Annotated in this window: 16 protein-coding genes; 7 read left to right on the plus strand and 9 right to left on the minus strand. The window is 72.7% G+C overall.

The genetic code is table 11. The features are described 5' to 3' along the window. Positions 1-2 precede the first annotated feature (2 nt). Positions 3-1,397 (minus strand): extracellular solute-binding protein, encoded by a 1,395-nt coding sequence (locus ASE27_RS16595; protein ID WP_082609092.1) that lies wholly within the window; start codon positions 1,395-1,397, stop codon positions 3-5. 143 nt (positions 1,398-1,540) lie between these two features. Continuing rightward, positions 1,541-2,839, minus strand: a complete 1,299-nt coding sequence (locus tag ASE27_RS16600) for an ROK family transcriptional regulator (protein WP_056652935.1) — start codon at positions 2,837-2,839, stop codon at positions 1,541-1,543. A gap of 208 nt (positions 2,840-3,047) precedes the next feature. On the opposite strand from ASE27_RS16600, the gene ASE27_RS16605 reads away from it, so the two are divergent. Further along, the gene (locus ASE27_RS16605) at positions 3,048-3,695 is read left to right on the plus strand and encodes a GNAT family N-acetyltransferase (RefSeq protein WP_082609048.1); all 648 of its coding nucleotides are present in this window, start codon (positions 3,048-3,050) and stop codon (positions 3,693-3,695) included. Between the two features lie 11 nt (positions 3,696-3,706). On the opposite strand, the gene ASE27_RS16610 is transcribed toward ASE27_RS16605, so the two are convergent. Further along, complete coding sequence (locus ASE27_RS16610; RefSeq protein ID WP_056652938.1) at positions 3,707-3,901, minus strand: hypothetical protein; 195 nt, start codon at positions 3,899-3,901, stop codon at positions 3,707-3,709. Positions 3,902-4,066: 165 nt separating this feature from the next. Between ASE27_RS16610 and ASE27_RS16615 the strand changes: the two genes are divergently transcribed. Continuing rightward, entirely contained in the window at positions 4,067-4,687 is a 621-nt protein-coding gene (locus ASE27_RS16615; protein WP_056652941.1) for a histidine phosphatase family protein, read from the plus strand. Positions 4,688-4,705: 18 nt separating this feature from the next. Beyond that, the gene (locus ASE27_RS16620) at positions 4,706-5,227 is read left to right on the plus strand and encodes a PH domain-containing protein (protein ID WP_056652943.1); all 522 of its coding nucleotides are present in this window, start codon (positions 4,706-4,708) and stop codon (positions 5,225-5,227) included. Positions 5,228-5,310: 83 nt separating this feature from the next. Here ASE27_RS16620 and ASE27_RS16625 read toward each other — a convergent pair whose 3' ends face one another. After that, positions 5,311-6,006, minus strand: coding sequence for an MOSC domain-containing protein (locus ASE27_RS16625; RefSeq protein WP_056652946.1), 696 nt, complete (start codon positions 6,004-6,006; stop codon positions 5,311-5,313). A gap of 98 nt (positions 6,007-6,104) precedes the next feature. On the opposite strand from ASE27_RS16625, the gene ASE27_RS16630 reads away from it, so the two are divergent. After that, a complete protein-coding gene (locus ASE27_RS16630; protein WP_056652949.1) occupies positions 6,105-7,652 on the plus strand; it encodes an APC family permease in 1,548 nt (515 codons plus the stop codon). A 193-nt stretch (positions 7,653-7,845) separates the two neighbouring features. Here ASE27_RS16630 and ASE27_RS16635 read toward each other — a convergent pair whose 3' ends face one another. Together ASE27_RS16635 and ASE27_RS16640 are read right to left on the minus strand one after the other, a co-directional pair. Next, entirely contained in the window at positions 7,846-9,579 is a 1,734-nt protein-coding gene (locus ASE27_RS16635) for a M20/M25/M40 family metallo-hydrolase (RefSeq protein WP_235535470.1), read from the minus strand. A gap of 160 nt (positions 9,580-9,739) precedes the next feature. Then, positions 9,740-10,249, minus strand: coding sequence for a hypothetical protein (locus ASE27_RS16640; protein ID WP_056652952.1), 510 nt, complete (start codon positions 10,247-10,249; stop codon positions 9,740-9,742). 98 nt (positions 10,250-10,347) lie between these two features. Between ASE27_RS16640 and ASE27_RS16645 the strand changes: the two genes are divergently transcribed. Next, positions 10,348-11,085: an MIP/aquaporin family protein gene (locus tag ASE27_RS16645; protein WP_056652954.1), complete on the plus strand. Its 738-nt coding sequence runs from the start codon at positions 10,348-10,350 to the stop codon at positions 11,083-11,085. Between the two features lie 300 nt (positions 11,086-11,385). Here the strand turns inward: ASE27_RS16645 and ASE27_RS16650 are convergent, their stop codons facing one another. The 3 genes from ASE27_RS16650 to ASE27_RS16660 form a co-directional block, all read right to left on the minus strand. Further along, complete coding sequence (locus tag ASE27_RS16650) at positions 11,386-12,117, minus strand: TetR/AcrR family transcriptional regulator (protein WP_235534497.1); 732 nt, start codon at positions 12,115-12,117, stop codon at positions 11,386-11,388. Positions 12,118-12,139: 22 nt separating this feature from the next. Beyond that, the gene (locus ASE27_RS16655) at positions 12,140-14,470 is read right to left on the minus strand and encodes a YhgE/Pip family protein (RefSeq protein ID WP_056652957.1); all 2,331 of its coding nucleotides are present in this window, start codon (positions 14,468-14,470) and stop codon (positions 12,140-12,142) included. A gap of 91 nt (positions 14,471-14,561) precedes the next feature. Next, complete coding sequence (locus ASE27_RS16660) at positions 14,562-15,515, minus strand: ATP-binding cassette domain-containing protein (RefSeq protein WP_235535471.1); 954 nt, start codon at positions 15,513-15,515, stop codon at positions 14,562-14,564. 298 nt (positions 15,516-15,813) lie between these two features. Between ASE27_RS16660 and ASE27_RS16665 the strand changes: the two genes are divergently transcribed. Further along, a complete protein-coding gene (locus ASE27_RS16665) occupies positions 15,814-17,166 on the plus strand; it encodes an NAD(P)/FAD-dependent oxidoreductase (RefSeq protein ID WP_056652960.1) in 1,353 nt (450 codons plus the stop codon). Positions 17,167-17,306: 140 nt separating this feature from the next. Continuing rightward, on the plus strand, positions 17,307-18,254 hold the full coding sequence (locus ASE27_RS16670; RefSeq protein WP_068626297.1) for a lysylphosphatidylglycerol synthase transmembrane domain-containing protein: 948 nt from the start codon (positions 17,307-17,309) through the stop codon (positions 18,252-18,254). The last annotated feature ends 58 nt before the right edge of the window (positions 18,255-18,312 follow it).

Raw genomic sequence — 18,312 nt, forward strand, 5'->3', positions numbered from 1 at the left:
GGTCAGCCGCCGATGCCCTTGGCGTTCTCGATGTCCGTGTCGACCTGGGCGAGAGCGGCGTCGAGGTCGCTCACGCCGCCCGCCTGCCACTTGTCGAAGAAGTCGGACACGGTCTTGAGGTAGGCACCGCCGTTCGCCGACGGCGGGTTGTTGGACAGCCCGTCCGAGGCGAACACGTCGAGGAACGTCTGGAACTGAGGCGTGACCTCGAGCTCGGGCGACTCGAGCGAGTCGAGCGTCGTCGGGACGTTCTTGAGCCCGTTGGACATCGCCACGAGCGAGCCCGTGTCGAAGGCCAGGTACTTGACGAGCTCGAACGCGGCCCCGGGGTTCTCGGCTCCCTGCGGGATGCCGATCACGGTGCCCGTCGCGTACCCGCCGCCGTACTCGTCGACCCGGTCGTCGCTCACGGGGACCGGGGCGGTCGCGTAGGCCAGGTCGGGCGCGGCGTCGTCGATGAACGCCGTGCGGTACTCCCCGTCGAGGGCCATCGCGATGCGGCCCGTCTGGAAGTCCTGGTCGGCCGAGTACTGCTGCCCCGACCCGGCGACGAACTTCTGCAGCTTGTCGTAGCCGTACCAGTCGACGAGCTCCTTCTGCCAGGTCGCGAGGGCGGCCCACGCCGGGTCGGTCGAGATGCTCGACGTCCCCGAGTCGTCGGTCCAGTGCGCGCCGAACATGGGGCCGACGACCTGCGGGGTGTTGGCGTAGAAGTTCATGAGCGGCACGAACCCGGCGACCTTGATGGAGCCGTCCTCGTTGAACTGCGTGAGCTTCTTGGCTGTCTCGAGGAGCTCGCTCGTGGTGCGGGGCGGCTCGGTCACGCCTGCCGCCGCGAACTGGTCGAGGTTGTAGTAGAGCCCGTAGACGTCGGCGAGCATGGGGAGAGCGCAGCGCGTGCCCTCGAACTCGGTGTAGCCGCGCACGGCCGCAGGGATCTGCTCGAGGTCGACGCCGTCCCGCTCGATGAACGGCCCGAGGTCCTGCCAGGCTCCCGACGAGCAGTTCTGCCCCACGTAGTCGGTCGAGAAGGACACCGCGACGTCGGGTGCGTTGCCCCCGCGGATGGCCTGGGCGAGCTTGTCGTCGTCCTGGCTGCCCTGGCTCGTGACGGTGTAGTTGGGGTGGTCGGCCTCGAAGCGGGCGACCGCTTCGTCGATGATGCCGAGCTCGCGGTCGGAGAAGCCGCTCCAGATCGAGATCGACACCTCCTCGTCGTCGGCGGGGGCCGCGGTGCTGCCCCCGCCGCCGTCGGTCCCGGCGGTGCAGGCGGAGAGCGCGAGGGCGCTCACGGCGAGCGTCCCGACGGCGGAGGTCACCCGGGCGCGGACGCGTCCGGTGGTCCGGCCCGCCCGGGCGGGGACGCCTCGGGACGGGAGGTTCAGGGTGCGGATCATCATCGTTCCTTCGAGAAATGGGCGCGAGAGAGCCCGGGACGGCGTGGTGCCTGGTGGAGGGTGCGACGGGTCAGGGGGTGGTCGACCGGGGTCGCGTGAGGTGTGGGGTCTGGTGGTCGAACGGTCCGGGCGGACCGTGCGGGCTAGGAGGGGGTGACGCTCCCCGCTCCGAAGACGCGGCGTCTTGCCTCGTCGAGGGCAGCGGCGAGAGCTCCTTCGACGACGCCGTTGCCTCGGGCGGTGGACAGGAGGACAGGAGCAAGAGCGCCGTGCTCCGTGCGGAGGGCCGTGGCGACGCGGCCGCGGAGCGGCTCACCGCCGGCGACGGCGACCTCGCCCCCGAGCACCACGGCGTCGGGGTCGAGGACGCCGACGACCATGCTCAGGACCACCGCGAGACGCCGACCGAGGTCGTCGAGGAAGTCCCCGGCGTCGCCGACCGGCTCGCTGCTGGCACGCTCGAGCGCGCTCGTCGCGGCCTTGCGGACCTCGGGGCTGCGGGCGGCGTCGGACGCCCTGCCTTCCGGAGCGGGGTCGATCCGCAGCGTGTCGAGCGGTGCGGAGTCGAAGGGGGGAAGACGGTAGGCCTGCGCGAGGCGCGCGACGCCGTCGAGCTGGACGAGGTTGGCGACGTTGCGACGCCCCTCGGGCTCACGGCCCCGGCGGGCGGGGTCGGGGACCGGGACGTGGTCGATCTCGCCAGCGCCGCCCCGACGACCACGGCGGATCCGCCGGTCGAGGAGCGTCGCAGCACCTACTCCCTGGTCGACCCAGAGCACGAAGAGGTCGGTGACGTCCGCGAGGTCCTCGCGCCCGAGCTCCGCGAGCGCGACGAGGTTGACGTCGTTCTCGACCGCGACGGGGACACCCAGCACCTCGCCCAGCTGGGCCTCGACGTCCTGGTCGTTCCAGACCTCGATGTGCGGCGCGTAGGCGAGCCGTCCGGTCGCCGGGTCGATCGACCCGGGGAAGCCGACCGCGACCTGGAGCAGGTCGGCGAGGCCGATCTCGGCCTGCGCACAGGCCTCCTCCACGACGGTACGGACCAGCGCGAGGTGCGCGCCGTCGGGGTGCTCCTCGGCGGCCCACTCGGTCTCGCGCTCGGACCGGCCGACCACCTGACCGCTCAGGTCGGCGACGAGGACCGAGATCTTGCCGACCGCGACGTCGACGCCGGCCGCGTAGCCGGCGGCTGCACGCAACGTCCAGACGACGGCGCGCGGACCGGGTCGGCCGTCGCGGTGACCCGACCGCTCGACGAGCCGGGCCGCCTCGAGGCGAGCCACGAGGGTCGCGGTCGCGGGCTTGGACAGCCCGAGTCGTTCCTGGAGCCCTGCGGAGGTCATGGGCCCGTGCCGGAGCAGCGCCTCGAGCGCCGCCCCGTCGTTGAGGGCGCGCAGGACGGTCGCGTTGCCGACCCTCTTGGTGCTGTCCGTGCTCACTGCGTCGTCTCCTGACCGAGCCCGACGTCTGCGGTGCTCCGGCTCAAGAGTGCCTGAACCTGACGTCACCATCGATGTCGGTCGAATTAATTGTCTGTAAACTTGACTAGTAATCTTCCACACGGAGTCGCCCCGCGCAAGAGGCCGAGTCAGAACCGTGACCTCAGCACCGAGACGGACGACCCCGCGGACCCGAGGGAGCACCACCGTGAGAATCCGTCCCTACGCGCCCAGCGACCTGGACGCGCTCTACGACATCTGTCTGCGCACGGGGGACAACGGCCGGGACGCGAGCAACCGCTTCGCCGACCCGCGGCTCCTCGGAGAGGTCTATGCCGCCCCCTACGCGGCCCACGACCCGGGGCTCGTCTCGGTCCTCGTCACCGACGACGAGCGCGTGGTCGGGTACGTGATCGGCTGCCGCGACACCCTCGCCTTCGAGGACTGGTGCGAACGGGAGTGGTGGCCGGAGCTGCGGGCCCGGCACCTGCTGCCCGACCCTGCCGACGAGTCCCCCGACGCAGGCCTGGTCCGCCAGATCCACGACCGGTCGGTCGAGGTGCGCCCCTGGCTCGTCGACCCTGCTTCGCACCCCGCACACCTGCACATCGACCTGCTGCCCGAGGCCCAGGGCGGCGGGTGGGGGCGGCGGCTCGTCGAGCGTCTCGTGGACCAGCTGGTGGCCCTCGACGTCCCCGGGCTGCACCTCGGCGTGGGGTCGGAGAACACGGGCGCGATCGCGTTCTACGAACGCCTGGGACTCGCTCCGCTCGACGGGCCCGACGACGCCCTCACCCTGGGGAGGCACCTTCCCGTCCGCGACGGGGTCGGGTCGGCCGAGGGTCGTGCCGGATAGCTCCGGACCGGTCAGACGACCTCGTGGGCCCCGGACCAGGACGCCACGGTGCGCTGGTCGGAGGTCTGGAGCGTGAAGGACGTCAGCGGCAGGTTCCCGCTGCGCTTGCGTGACCGGACGACGTCGAGCGCCGCCTCGTCGCTCTCGGCCTCGAACGGTTCGCCTCGGAGCGCAGCGGTGACCGTCAGGATCGAGTAGGTAGTCATGACGGTCGAGCCTAGAGGTACCGACCGGCATCCGACGACCCCCGACTCCGTCACACCTCCGCCCACCCCGTCCCGTGCGCGGGGCGACCGGAACGCCCTGCGGGTGCTGCGCCGTCGGGCCTGGGAGATGCTCAGGGGACCACGTCCCGACGCCCGGAGGCCCTCATGCCCGACCCCCAGCTCGTGCTCCTGCGGCACGGCGAGACCGAGTGGAGCCTGACCGGGCAGCACACCGGGACGAGCGACATCCCCCTGACCCCGCACGGCGAGGAGCAGGCGCGCGGCGCCGGGACGTTCCTCGCAGGGCGCGAGTTCGCGCTCGAGCTGCGCAGCCCCCTGCTGCGCGCCCGGCGGACCGCCGAGCTCGCCGGGTTCCCCGACGCGGTCGCCGACCCGAACCTCGCCGAGTGGGACTACGGCCCCGTCGAGGGGCGCACGGCCGACGACGTGAGCCGCGAGCTCGGACGGGACTGGCTCATCTTCCGCGACGGGGTGCACGTCGTCCCCGGTACACAGGGGGCGGTGGACGCCCGGCCCGGCGAGACGCTCGACGACGTCGCCGAGCGTGCGCGGGCCGTCGTCCGCCGCGCCGAGCCCGTGCTGCGCGACGGGGGCGACGTGCTGCTCGTCGCGCACGGGCACCTGCTGCGCGTGCTCGCGGCCGTGTGGCTCGAGCTGGGGCCGGCGACCGCCGCGCGGTTCGAGCTCGGGACCGCGAGCGTGAGCCTGCTCGGCCACGGGCACGGACTGCACACCATGGAGGGCTGGAACCTGCCGACGGCGTGAGGTGGCACGATGCTCCCCATGAGCGTCAACAAGAACCTCGCCGAGGGCGAGACCGTCGTCATGGAGCTGCGGACCCACCCCAAGGCCCTGTTCCTGCCGATCCTCGTCCTGGTCCTGATCGTGGCCGCCGCGACGGCCATCCTCTGGTTCGCCCCCGAGCACCTCGTGGTCCTGTGGGGAACGCTCGGCGTGGCCACGGTCGCGGCGATCGTCTGGGTCGTGGTGCCGCACCTGCGCTGGCTGACCACGAACTACACCGTGACGACCAAGCGCCTCTCGACCCGCTCGGGCATCATCACGCGCACCGGCCGTGACATCCCGCTCTACCGCATCAACGACGTCACGTACGAGAAGGACCTGGTCGACCGGATGTTCGGCTGCGGGACGCTCATCATCTCGGACGCGACCGCCAAGCCCGGCATGACCCTGCCCGACGTCCCGCGCGTCGAGGAGGTCCAGGTCCGGCTGCACGAGCTGCTGTTCGCGGCCGACGACGGCTCGGACGACGGCGAGTGGCCCCCGAGCGAGCCCACGCGCTGAGCCACCCCGCGCTCCCGCCGAGTGCATGATTCGGCTGCGACACACCCGGCGTGTCGCAGCCGAATCATGCACTCGGCGACGGATCAGCGGACGGCGCGCTCGGCCCGCTCCCGCATCTCTGCCGACAGCCGGATCTCGCCCTCTGCTGCGGACGCCAGGAGCCGCCGCGCGACCTCGACCGTCGCCCCCGCGACGCGCGCCCCGAACCAGTCGGCGATGGTCACGCCGTGCGAGGGCCGGAAGACGACCTCGACCGTGTCGCCCGCCTGCACCTCCCCGGTCGTCACGACGCGCAGGTACGCGCCCGTCCGGTTGGCGTCGGTGAAGCGCTTGACCCAGCGGTCCTCGCCCAGGCGCCGTGCGAACGTCGAGCAGGGCGTGCGCGGCTGCGTGACCTCGAGCACCGCGCTGCCGACCTGCCACCGCTCGCCGATGAGCGCCCCGCTCGCCGCGACGCCGCGCGTACGGAAGTTCTCGCCGAACAGCCCGGGCGTGACCTCGTAGCCGAGCTCGCCCGACCAGTGGTCCGCGTCCTCCTGCGAGTACGCGTACACGGCCTGCTCCTCGCCGCCGTGGTGCGCGCGGTCCGCCTGGACGTCGGCGTACAGGCCCAGGGGCCGGACCCGGACCGGTCCCTCGACGGGGCGCTTGTCGATCGCGGTCACGCCGACCGCGCCCGCGTCGGGCAGCAGCACGTGCACGCGGCACACGGCCAGGAGCTCCCCGGTCGCGCCGAGCGGCGCACCGGGACGGGTGGGTTCCGGGGTTGCGGTGGTCATCGGAGGATTCTCCCAGGTGCGCGGGCGCCGCGGACAGCGGCCCGACGGCGTCGGGCCCCCACCGCGCGTGATGCCCACCCGGCCGACAGACTGGAGCGATGGCCAAAGGTGTTCTGCGACTCAAGTCCGTCGAGGAGTCCCTCGCGTCCCTCGACGACCCGGAACGCTCGCTCAAGCGCGACCTCAACGCCTGGGACCTCGCGGTCATGGGCGTCGCGGTCGCGGTCGGGGCGGGCATCTTCTCGGTCGGCGCGACTGCCGCCGCGAACTTCGCCGGGCCCTCGGTCATCATCTCGTTCGTCATCGCCTCGATCGTGTGCGCGCTGGCCGTCATGTGCTACGCCGAGTTCGCCTCGGCGCTGCCCATCGCGGGCTCGGCCTACACGTTCTCCTACGCGACCATGGGCGAGCTCGTCGCGTGGATCATCGGCTGGGACCTCATCTTGGAGATGCTGCTCGCGGCGGCCGTGATCGCGAAGTTCTGGGGCATCTACCTCGCGGACGCGTTCTCGCTGTTCGGCGTGGACCTGCCGCTGAGCATCCCGATCGGCCCGGTCGACCTCGAGTGGGGGCCGGTGTTCATCGTCGGGGTCTTCACGACGCTCCTCGCGATCGGCACCAAGCTCAGCAGCCGCATCAACAGCGTGTTCACGATCATCAAGGTCGCGATCACGCTGTTCGTGATCGTCGTGGGCTTCTTCTACGTCAAGGCCGAGAACTACACGCCGTTCATCCCGCCGTCGCAGCCCGCGCCCGAGAAGACGGCGCTCGAGCAGCCCCTGTTCGGGTTCCTCACGGGCCTCGAACCCACGACGTACGGCGTCATGGGCCTGCTCGCGGGCGCGGCGCTCGTGTTCTTCGCGTTCATCGGGTTCGACGTCGTCGCGACCACGGCCGAGGAGGCCAAGAACCCGCAGAAGACCATCCCCAAGGGCATCCTCAGCGGTCTCGCGGTCGTCACGGTGCTGTACATCCTGGTGACGCTCGTGGTCACGGGCATGGTCCCGTACACCGACCTCGCAGCCTCGGACGACCCCTCGCTGACCACGGCCTTCATCCTGGTGGGCGCGGACTGGGCCGGGCGCGTCATCTCGGTGGGCATCCTCATCGGCCTGACGACCGTCATCATGGTCCTGCTCCTGGGCCTCACGCGCGTCATGTTCTCGATGAGCCGCGACGGCCTGCTGCCGCGCGGCGTCTCCAAGACCTCGCACCGCTTCCACACCCCGGTCCGTCTCCAGGTCGGGGCGGGCATCGTGGTCGCGCTCATCGCGGGGCTCGCGCAGGTCGAGCTGCTCGAGGAGATGATCAACATCGGGACGCTCTCGGCGTTCGTGCTCGTGAGCTTCGGCATCCCGATCCTGCGCCGCTCGCGCCCCGACATCGCGCGCGGCTTCCGCGTCCCGTGGTCGCCCGTGCTGCCCATCTTCTCGGGCGTCGCGTGCCTGTGGCTCATGACGAACCTGACGACCCTCACGTGGTTGCGGTTCCTCGTGTGGGTCGTGATCGGGCTCGTGCTCTACGCGTCGTTCGGGTACCGCAACAGCCTGCTCTCGAAGCGCAACGTGGCGGCGCGCGAGGCGGCTGAGGCTGCGGGTGCGCCGGGTGGGGCAGGCGCGCCGGGCGACCCGGCCCCACCTGCCTGACCTTCCCGTGCACGACGGCGCCCCCTCCTCCGGCGAGAGTCTCACCGGAGGAGGGGGCGCCGTCGTGCATTGCCGCCGAGGTAGAGGGATCACGTCGAGGTAGAGGGCCGGGACCCTCTATCTCGACGGCGACCCTCTATCTCGAGGACCGCCTCGTGGGCCCAATCTCGTGGCCCGCGGTCTCACGACCAGGTCAGCAGGTGAGCGCCGCGTAGTCGATCGTGTAGGTCTCCTGCGAGCCCGCGTCATCCCACGCCCTGACGGTCACGCTGCCTGCCGGGAGCGAGCCGGACCGGGCGCTGAACGACTGGTGCACGTTCTTGTCCGGGTTGACGTGGTTGAACGTCTTGGTGCCGAACGGCGTCGAGAAGAGCACGTCGAGCGGCCGGTCCTCACCGTTGGTCGCGACGACCGAGAGCGTGGCGACCTTGCCCGTGCAGCGCGCGGTCGCCGTGAGCCCCGTGAGCTCGGGGTCGACGGGCGAGACCACACCGTTGATCGCCGACGTGTCGGCCGCGAGCGACGCCGTGGCGTGCGCGATGGCCTTGGCGTTGATGTCGAGCGCGACCGGGTCGATGTTCTCGATGTCGTCGTTCACCGAGTGGTAGTTCGGGTCCTGCCAGATCCCCGCGGTGCCGCCGAACAGCGCGACCTCCGCGTCGGTCTTGATGTCGTCGGCCCCCGTGAACAGGCCCGAGGCCGGGACGCCGTTCGCGATGAACGCCTGGTAGTCCGAGCGGCCCGAGAACTCCGAGTCGACCCACGCCTGCCCGATCGAGTCGAAGTAGTCCGTGAAGACGTCCTCGGTCTCGGGCGAGCCCGGCGGGACCTCGACAGGTGCCGGGTAGGTGGACTCGTCGGCGTCGTAGACCCCGATCACGTAGTTCGGCGAACCGACCATGTCGAAGTTCAGGTAGGTCGCGATCTGGTCGAGCGTCGTCGGGTCGTTCGCGACCAGGTCGTCGACGTAGTGCGTCGATCCGACCAGGCCCACCTCCTCGGCGCCCCACCAGGCGAAGCGCACCTGGTTGTCGAGCGGGCCGCCGTGCTCGGCGAGCTGGACCGCGGTCTCGAGGATCGCCGCGGAGCCGGACCCGTTGTCGTTGATGCCCGGCCCCTCGGGCACGCCGTCGAGGTGCGCACCGAGCATGACGACGTTGTCAGCCCGGCCCGTGCTCGTCTCGGCGAGGATGTTGAAGGTCGTGTGCGAGACGATCGACGTCTGGAGCACGTAGGTCGCGTCGGCCGGGCCGCCCGCGAGCGCCGCGAGGATGGCCTGACCCGCGGCCTGCGGGATGCCGACCGCGGGTACCCAGTCGTCGCTGGGTGCACCGAGCGTCGGGTTGAGGGCGCCGATCGTGTTGTTGTAGATGATGACGGCCGAGGCACCGGCCTCGGCGGCGAGCTGGACCTTGAGGCCGAACGCGCACGTGCCGCGGCTGATCAGAGCGACGCCGCCCGTGGCCTGGACCCCGGCCCAGTCCTCGGCCGTGCAGCCGTGCTTGAGGGCGTCGACAGGCTGGACGAGCGGGCCCGTCACGCCTCCTGCGGGGGTGTCGGGGGCGAACTCGGCGGGGTAGACGTCCTCGGTGACGGCGACCCCTGCTGCCGTGAGCGAGAGCTCGTCGACGTTCAGGTCCTCGAACGTGAAGTACTGGCGCTCGGGCGTGTACCCGGCGTCGGTCAGGACCTGCTCGACGTACGCGGCGCTGGCCTCGTAGCCGGGGGTCTCGATGGCGCGGTTGCCGCCGTTGGCGTCCGCGATGGCCTGGAACTGCTCGAGGTGCTGCATGACGGCCGCGCCCGAGACGTGGTCCTCGAGCGGGGCGGGCGGGGCAGGCGGGGCTGCCGCTGCCGGTGGGACGAACACCGCGGCGAGCCCCAGGCTCAGCGCGGCGACGGACGGGACGATCGGACGTGTTCTCACACTCGTTCTCCTCCACTGGTCCCCCACGCAGGCGACCGCACACTCGGCGCGACGTTGCGGGGAGTTCGGTTGTCGCGAGCGTAAGGGCAGCGGGCAGAACACGACAGAGGAAAGCGGGGACTTAACACGATACTTACCGCATCGTCCCTTTTCAGGTGACTTACGGGGCCTCACCGACCCCGTCGAGCGGGGTGATGAGCGCCCACCCGTCGCCCGACCCCGGGAGCTGGAACGACGCGGCGTCCTTCAGGTAGAGGCGCACCTCGCCGGCGACGTCGAGCGGGTCTCCGTCGGGGTAGGCCTCGCCCGTGCACGTCGGAGGTGTGGAGACGACCTCCAGGCGTTCGCCCGGCTCCGCGTCACCCTTCACGACCGACCCGACCTCGATCGACCACACGTTCGCCTCGGCACCGAACATCGACCGGGTACCGGCCTGCTCGATGACGGTCGCGTCGACCACGAGGTCGGCCTGCTCGGTCCGGGCCGCGTCGTCCGGGAAGGAGGCCCAGCTCACGCACGTCTCGCTCCCGGACCCGGGCACGCACGCGGCGAGCAGCCCGGTCAGCACCCCCGCCGCCGCGGCCACCGCCGTACGTGCGACGACGGACCGCGGCGAGCGACGCCGTCGGGCCTGGCGTGCCGTGGTCCCGACCGTCTCCGTGCTGTCCATGACCCGCAAGTGTTCCCGAGCGCCCCGTCTCGCGCCAGGCCGCGTCTCGCGGGGTGTCGCGCCGCCCGCCCGGCCCCCGCCCCTGGCAGGGTGTGCGCATGGATCCCGACTACTCCCTGGCCGTGCGCGCCGCGTGCGAGTTCATCGGCACGGCGATTCTCATCATCATCGGCAACGGCACGGTCGCGAACGTGCACCTCAAGGGGTCCAAGGGCTACGGCGGCGGCTGGAGCCTGATCGCGATGGGCTACGGGTTCGGCGTCATGATCCCGGCCCTCATGTTCGGCGGGATCAGCGGGAACCACATCAACCCGGCGTTCACGATCGGGCTCGCGACGTGGGGCATGTTCCCGTGGGCCGACGTGGCGCCGTACGTGGTCGCGCAGATGCTCGGGGCCATGGCGGGGCAGCTCGCGATCGTCGCCACGCACAAGCCGTACTACGACCGCACCGAGAACGTCGACGACGTGCTCGCGACCTTCTCGACCGTCAACGCCGCGCACAGCCGCCTGAACGGGTTCGCGAACGAGCTGCTCGGCTCGGTCATCCTGTTCTCGTGCGCCCTGGCGATCATCAACTCGCCCCTGACGACGACCGAGCCCGGTCTCGCGCACCTCGCGCTCGGCTTCCTGGTGTGGGGGCTCGTCGCGGGGCTCGGCGGGCCGACGGGGCCTGCGCTCAACCCGGCCCGTGACCTCGGGCCGCGCATCGTGCACGCGCTCCTGCCCCTCAAGCACAAGGGCCCCTCCGACTGGGGCTACGCGTGGGTGCCCGTCGTGGCTCCGCTCCTCGCGGGGCTCATCGGGGTGGGCTGCTGGAAGCTCCTGCTCGGCTGAGCAGTGCAGCGGCCCGACGGCGGAGCGTGCGTCCCGCCGTCGGGTCGCCCGAGGCACGCGCGTCCCGCCGTCGCGTCTCGGCCGAGCCGGGCACAGGCCTGGGTCCCGGGCGGACGTGTTTCTGCGCAGCCACCACCATTGTGGTGGCTGCGCAGAAACACGTCCGCCTCCGGGGAGCACCGCATCCCGTCTGTGCAGTGCGCTGCCGACGGCAAGGCACGCACCGCTTGTCGCGCGCCCGGCGCCCGCAGCTGGCGAGTGCGGCCGGCACCACGGCTCAGGCCGGTGGGCCGACGCCCGTCACAGCCCCGCGACCAGCTCCAGCACCGCGGCCAGGACCTCGTCGAACTCGCGCTCAGGCTGGAACACGAGCCACTCGAGGCCCGCGACGAGCGTCGCCCCGAACACCGACGCCGCGAGCAGCGACACGTCGGCCCCCGGTCGTTCCTCGCGCAGCGCGGCCGCGTAGAACTCGATGACGCGTGCGCGGATGTGCCCGACCGTCTCCTGCCACTCGCGCCCGACCCGGAAGACCTCGGCCGCGAGGAGCTTCGCGAAGTCCGGGTGGGCGCGGATCTGCTCGAGCAGGGACGCGATGAGCGCCGCGAGCGCTGCCTTGCCGTGCAGGTCGGCGCGGGCCGACTCGAGCGTGAGGGTCAGCCGTTCGAGCCCGCCCGCGAGCGCGGCCTCGAACACGTCGGACTTGGACCCGAAGTTGTAGTAGACGCTGCCCTTGGCCACGCCCGCCGCGGACGCGATGTCCTCGACGGACGTGGCCGTGAAGCCCTGGTCGGCGATGAGGCTCACGGCCGCGTCGATGATCTGCTGCCGGGTCCCGGCGCGGCGGGCCGCGAAGGCCTGCTCGCGCCGGGTCCCCGTCGGCACGTCGGGCCCAGCGGCCCCAGCGGCCGCAGCGGCCCCAGCGGGCGCGCCGGAGCCAGCGGCCCCAGCGGAGCCAGCGGGCGCGCCGGGCTCGAGGGGCCCGACGGCGTCGCGTCCGTCCGCCGTCGGGTCCGCCTCGGTCGTCGTCATCGTTCGTCCAACCTCTTCGTCGTCAGATCTCGAGCGCCGGGTGCAGGCGGTCGAGGGTCCAGGTGCGCATGCGTCCCGCCCGCCAGGCGCTGATCGCCAGCGACGCTAGCAGCAGCACGCCGAGGTAGACCACCGCGAACCAGAGCCGTCCGTCGACCCCGCCCGTGATCGTCTGGCGCAGGCCGTCGACCGCGTAGCTCATGGGCAGCAGCGGGTGGATGGCCTGGAAGAACGCAGGCGTGGTCTGCACGGGGTAGGTGCCGCCCGAGGACGCGAGCTGGAGCATGAGCAGCGCCAGGATCGCGACCTTGCCCGCGGCCGGGCCGAGCAGCGCCATGAGGGCCTGCTGGAGCGCGAGGAACGTCGCGGCGACGAGCGTCGTGAACGCGAGCGTCCCGAGCGCGTGGGTCATGTCGAGGCCCACGCCCCAGTGGATGACCGCGAGCATCACGGCGACCTGCGCGAACCCGATGCACAGCGCGGGCAGGAACCCGGCGAGCGTGGTGCGCAGACCCGACGCGGGCGTCGCGAGGGCCCGCGAGGGCAGCGGACGCATGAGCAGCCACGTGATGAGCGCGCCCACGAACAGGGCGAGCGGGATGAAGAACGGCGCGAAGCCCTCGCCGAAGCCCTCGGCCTCGGCCAGGTCGGTGTCCGCGACGGTCACGGGGGCCGCGATGACCTCGGCGCGCTGCTCGCGCAGGGCCGTGCCGTCGTCGGGGATCGCCTCGGAGCCCTCGGCGAGCTTGTCGGTCAGGGTCTGCGCGCCCTCGGTGAGCCGGGCCCCGCCGTCGGCGACCTGCGTGGCCCCGTCGGCCAGCGTGCGGGTGCCCTCGGCGAGCGCCCCCGCCCCGGTCGCGGCCGACTGCGCGCCCGTCGCGAGCTGCTGGGCACCCGAGTAGAGGGACGAGGTCCCGGCGGCGAGCGTGCCCGCGCCCGACGCGAGCGACGCGTTCCCGGCCGCGAGGTCGGAGGCCCCGCCGCGCAGGGTCGAGAGGCCGCTGCTCAGGTTCGCGGCACCGGCGGCCACGCCGTCGACGCCGTCTCGGACCGTCTGCGTGCCCGCGCCCGGGTGGAGCTGGGCGTCGATCTGCGCGGCCCCGGCCGAGGCGGCCTTGATGCCCGACGAGAGGGCGGGCAGCCCCGCGGCGACCTGCTGCGAGCCGTCGGCGAGGGTCTGGAGGCCGGCCGCGCTCTGCGCGAGCTCGGCGTCCGAGGGGAGCTGGCCCAGAGCCTGCCGGTTCGCGGCCGCGAGCGCCTGGGCCTGGGGGTCGGTCGAGGCGCCGAGCGCCGCCGCGTTCTGCTGGAGCAGCGCGCGGAGCGTCGGGACGCTCCCCGCGAGCGAGGTGACCTGTCCCTGGACCTGCGCGACGCCGTCGGACACCTGCTGGGCGCCCGCGGCGGCCTTGTCCGCCCCGGCCACGAGGCCGGTCGGGGCCGTGAAGCCCGTGGCGAGCTGGTGCGCGCCGTCGGCGAGCTGGACCATGCCCGACTGGGTCGTGGCCGCACCGGCCGCGAGGGCCGAGGCCCCGTCGGCCGCGGACGAGGCGCCCGCGGCGAGCTTCGAGGCGCCCGCGCTCGCGGAGGACGCGCCCTGGGACAGCGCGCCCGCCCCGTTCGCGAGCTTGCCCGCGCCGGTCACGGCGCTGCCCGCGCCGTCGGCGAGCTGGTCGATCCCGGACGCGAGCGTGCCTGCGCCGTCGGCGGCGGACGAGGCGCCGTCGGCGACCTGCGTCGCACCGTCCGTCAGCTGACCGCTCGCGGTCGTGAGCGTGAGCGAGCCGTCGGAGGCCTGCGCGAACCCGTCGCGCGCGCTGCCGAGGCCCACGAGGACCTTGTCGACGGCCTGCGCGCCGATCTCCTCGCGCACCGCGCCCTGGACCTGCGTCATGGCGCTGCGTCCCAGGGTCGTGGCGAGGAACGAGTTCGCGTCGTTGTACGTGACCATGAGCTGCGCGGCCTGCGGGTCGTCGCCCGCGGCGCTCGCGATGCCCTCGGAGAAGCCCTCGGGGATGGTCAGCGCGAAGTAGTAGGTGCCGTCCTTGACGCCCTTCTCGGCCGTCGCGGCGTCGACCTGGGCCCACTCGAGGTCGCCCGAGTCGACGAGCGTGGTCGCGACCTCGTCGCCCGCGTTCAGCGTCTCGTCGCCGTCGTCCGAGGCGATCGTGGTGCCGGTGTCCGCGTTGACGATCGCGACGGGCAGCTTGTCGAGGTTGCCGGTCGGGTCCCAGAAGGCCCACAGGTACATGGCCCCGTAGAGCAGGGGCACGAAGATCATCGCGCCCACGGCGAGCTTGGGCAGGAGGCCGCGGCGGAACCGCCGCAGCTCCGTACCGGTGGAGGTCCAAGACATCACGAGAGGTGTTTTCCGTTCTGTACGTGCGAAGGATGAGGCCCGACGGCGGAGCGTGGGCGGAGCGACGAGCGTCGCCCGGGTGGTGGGGTCAGGCCGCGACGAGCTGCGGGCCGGTCGTGAGCCGCACGACGTGCGGGGCACGGCCCCAGCGCATCGCGTCGACCTCGCCGGCGGAGGCGACCGAGCCGACGACGGTCACTCCCGTGGTCGCGATCGCCTCGAGGCGCTCCCAGACGATCTGGCGGCGGGCCGAGTCGTGGACCTGGTCGAGGTCGTCGACCACGAGCAGCTCGGGCCCCTGGGCCATGGCGATCGCGATGCGCAGGAGCATCGCGTCGACCTCGTCGAGGTCCCAGACCATCGAGTCGAGCGCGGGCAGCTCGCGGGGGCCGAACACGGGACGGGCCACGCGCTCGTAGACCTCCTGGGTGACCTTGGGCGTGCGGCGGTACCAGGGCGCGAGCCAGGTGAGGCGTTCGCGCACCGAGTCGCCGACCGTGACCGCGTCGTCGAGCTCGTCGATCCCGTGGAAGCCGGCGATCGCCGCGCGACGCTGGACCGCGGTGCGGCGCGCACGACGGCCCGTGAGGCTCTCGCCGAGCACGACGAGCCAGCCGTCCGGGGTGTGGTCGGGTGCCATGCGGCCCGCGAGGGTCAGGAGCAGGCTCGAGCGGCCCGCGCCCTGCGGGCCCTGGAGGACCACGACCTCACCGGCCGGGACCTCGAGGTCGACAGGCCCGTAGACCAGGCCGCGCGGGCCGTGGAGCTGGAGGTCGTAGGCGCTGATCGCGTGCGGGGCCGCGGCGGGGAGCGGGGTGCCGTCGGCGGGCTCGAGGGTCTCGGCGATCTCGCCGCCGAGCGGGCCGCGCAGCGTCATGTCGTCGGCGATGTCCGCGGCGGCGAGCCGGCCCTGCGGGAGGTGCGCGGCGCCGTCGGGCACCTGGTGGTTCGTGGTGCCGGGGGCGCCGGCGGGCGTGGTCACGGTGGCCTGCACGAGGTACGTGGCCTCGTCGCTGCCGTGTCGGGCGACGGGCTGGTTCATGGGGGTTCCTCCGAAAGTTCCAGTCCGGCCACTCTTTTAGACTGACCGGTCAGTTCGAAGTTACGCGCCGAGAGGCCGGGTTGTCCACACGACGTCAGATAGAACGGCCCGTGATCCGCATCACGGGCGCCGCCCGGACCCGCGGCCCGGCCGCTGGTGACACCTCTGTCGCCCCCGCCCCGCTCCCCCGCGCAGCGCGCGGCACCGTGGCAGCGGGCCCCCGCCCGGCATACGCTCGTGCCCCGGACCACCCGGCACATCGTCGTGTCGCACCACGAGACGTATCGAGAGGCACACAGTGAACGACGGCACCGCCGCGCAGCCCGCACCCACCGGGGCGCACGACACGCTCCCCCACGTCGTCGTCGTGGGCGGCGGGTTCGCCGGCCTCGCGACGGTCAAGGCGCTCGCCGGCGCCCCGGTGCGCATCACGCTGATCGACCGCCGCGTCTACAACACGTTCCAGCCGCTGCTCTACCAGGTGGCCACGGGCGGCCTGAACCCGGGCGACGTCACGTACTTCCTGCGCGCGCTGCGCCTCAAGCAGCCCAACGTGCGAGTCGTGCACGAGCACCTCGTGGGCCTCGACCCGCAGCACAAGACCCTCCGGCTCCTCAACGACGAGGAGATCCGGTACGACTACCTCGTCCTCGCCAACGGCGTCACGACCAACTTCTTCGGCACGCCCGGCGCCAAGGAGCACGCGTTCGCCATGTACTCGCGCTCGCAGGCGCTCAAGATCCGCGACACCCTGTTCGTGCGGCTCGAGAAGTCCGCGGCCACCCCGGAGACCGACGACGGGCTCCGCGTGGTCGTCGTGGGCGGCGGGTCGACGGGGGTCGAGGTCGCGGGAGCGCTCGCCGAGCTGCGCACGCAGGGACTCGCCCCGGCGTACCCGGAGATCCACGGCGACGCGTTCAGCGTCAAGATCGTCCAGCGCGGCACCGAGCTCATCAAGCCGTTCCCCGCCAAGCTCCGCACCTACGCGGCGCGCGAGCTCCAGCGTCGCGGTGTCGACCTGCACCTGGGTGCGGGCGTCGCGAAGGTCCTGCCCGACGGCGTCGAGCTCACCGACGGCACCTTCATCCGCTCGGACCTCACGGTCTGGGCCGCGGGCGTGGCCCCGCACGAGGAGGTCTCGCGCTGGAACCTCCCGCTGGGCGACGGCGGGCGCATCCGCGTGGGCGACGACCTGCAGGTCGAGGGCTGGCCGGACCACTTCGCGGCCGGCGACATCGCGATCTCGCCCGCGGGCCTGCCGCAGCTCGCCCAGCCCGCGATCCAGTCGGGCAAGGTCGCGGGGCGCAACATCCGCGCGCTCGTCCAGGGACGCCCGACGACGTCGCTCACCTACCTCGACAAGGGCACCATGGCCGTCATCGGACGGCGCGCGGCCGTCGCGGACATCGCCGGGAAGCTGCGGCTGACCCGCGGCAGCGCGTGGCTGGCGTGGCTGTTCGTGCACATCATGAGCCTGATCGGGCCCCGCAACCGCCTCACGACGCTCGCCGGGCTCGTGACGCGCTACGGCTTCCCGTTCCACCGCCGCCCGGTGCCGATCGTGGGCGACGTCCCCACGATCCGACCGCCCAAGGGCTGGGTGCCCGCGGACGGTCCGGCGCCACTGCCCGAGGTCACGCCGAACGACTGAGCGTCGCGCCTCCCCCGCCGGTAGGGTCGCGGGACAGTCCCCGTCCCGGCAAGGAGCCCGCCATCTCGCAGGACCACGCCCCCGAGCCCCAGGCCGCGGCGCCCACGTCGCCGCAGGCGTCCGGGGACAGTGCCCCGAAGGTGGTCCGGTCGCCCCGGAGCCACGCCCTGCGCGTGCTCGTGTGGTTCGTGCTCATCGGCGGGCTCACCTACGTGGTCATCCCGGAGATCAGCGAGATCCCCCGCATGGGCAAGGCGCTGCGCGACGCGCAGCCCGCCTGGGCGATCCTGGCCGTGCTCTTCGCCGCGACGGGGTTCTTCGCGGCCGCGGCCTCGCTCGCCGCGTGCTCCCCGATGCACCTGCCGTTCCTGCGGACCACCCGGGTCCAGCTCGCGAACGCGTTCGCGGGCACCGCGACCCCGGCGAGCGTCGGGTCGCTCGCGCTCAACGTCCGCTACCTGTCGAAGTCGGGCATGAGCACCGCGCTCGCGACCGGCACGGTCGCGCTCCAGAGCATCGTGCAGGTCCTCACGCACCTGGTGCTCCTGAGCATCCTGGCGCTCGTCGCGGGGCGCAGCATCGACCACCACATGCCGAGCTGGGCCAGGTGGGCGCTGCTCGCGGCGGTCGTCGCGGTCGTCGTCACGGTCGTCACGGTGCTCGTGGTGCCGCGGTTCCGGCACGCGGTCCGCACGTACGCCCGCGACGACGTGCTGCCCGCGTTCCGTCAGCTCGGCGGGCTCGCGAAGGACCCGCGGCGGCTCGGCCTCTCGATCCTGGGTGCGATGGGCACCACGCTGTCCTCGGCCGCGACCCTGTGGGCCTGCCTCCTCGCGCTCGGCGGCGGCAACGACCCGATCGCCGCGGCCTTCTCCACCATGGTCGGGCAGACGCTCGCGTCGGCGGCCCCGACGCCGGGCGGCGTGGGCGTGGTCGAGGCCGCGCTCACGGGCGGGCTCGTGAGCTTCGGGATCGCGTCCGCGATCGCCCTGCCGGCGGTCCTGCTCTACCGCCTGATCTCGTGCTGGATCCCGGTCCTGATCGGCTGGATCACGCTGCGCCTGCTGCAGCGGGAGGACGTGGTCTGACGCGACCCGCCCGACGGCGCCGCGCCCCGGGAGGTGCGCTCCGCCGTCGGGCGTGGGT

Source organism: Oerskovia sp. Root918 (assembly GCF_001428945.1).
In the GTDB taxonomy this organism is placed as follows: domain Bacteria; phylum Actinomycetota; class Actinomycetes; order Actinomycetales; family Cellulomonadaceae; genus Oerskovia; species Oerskovia enterophila.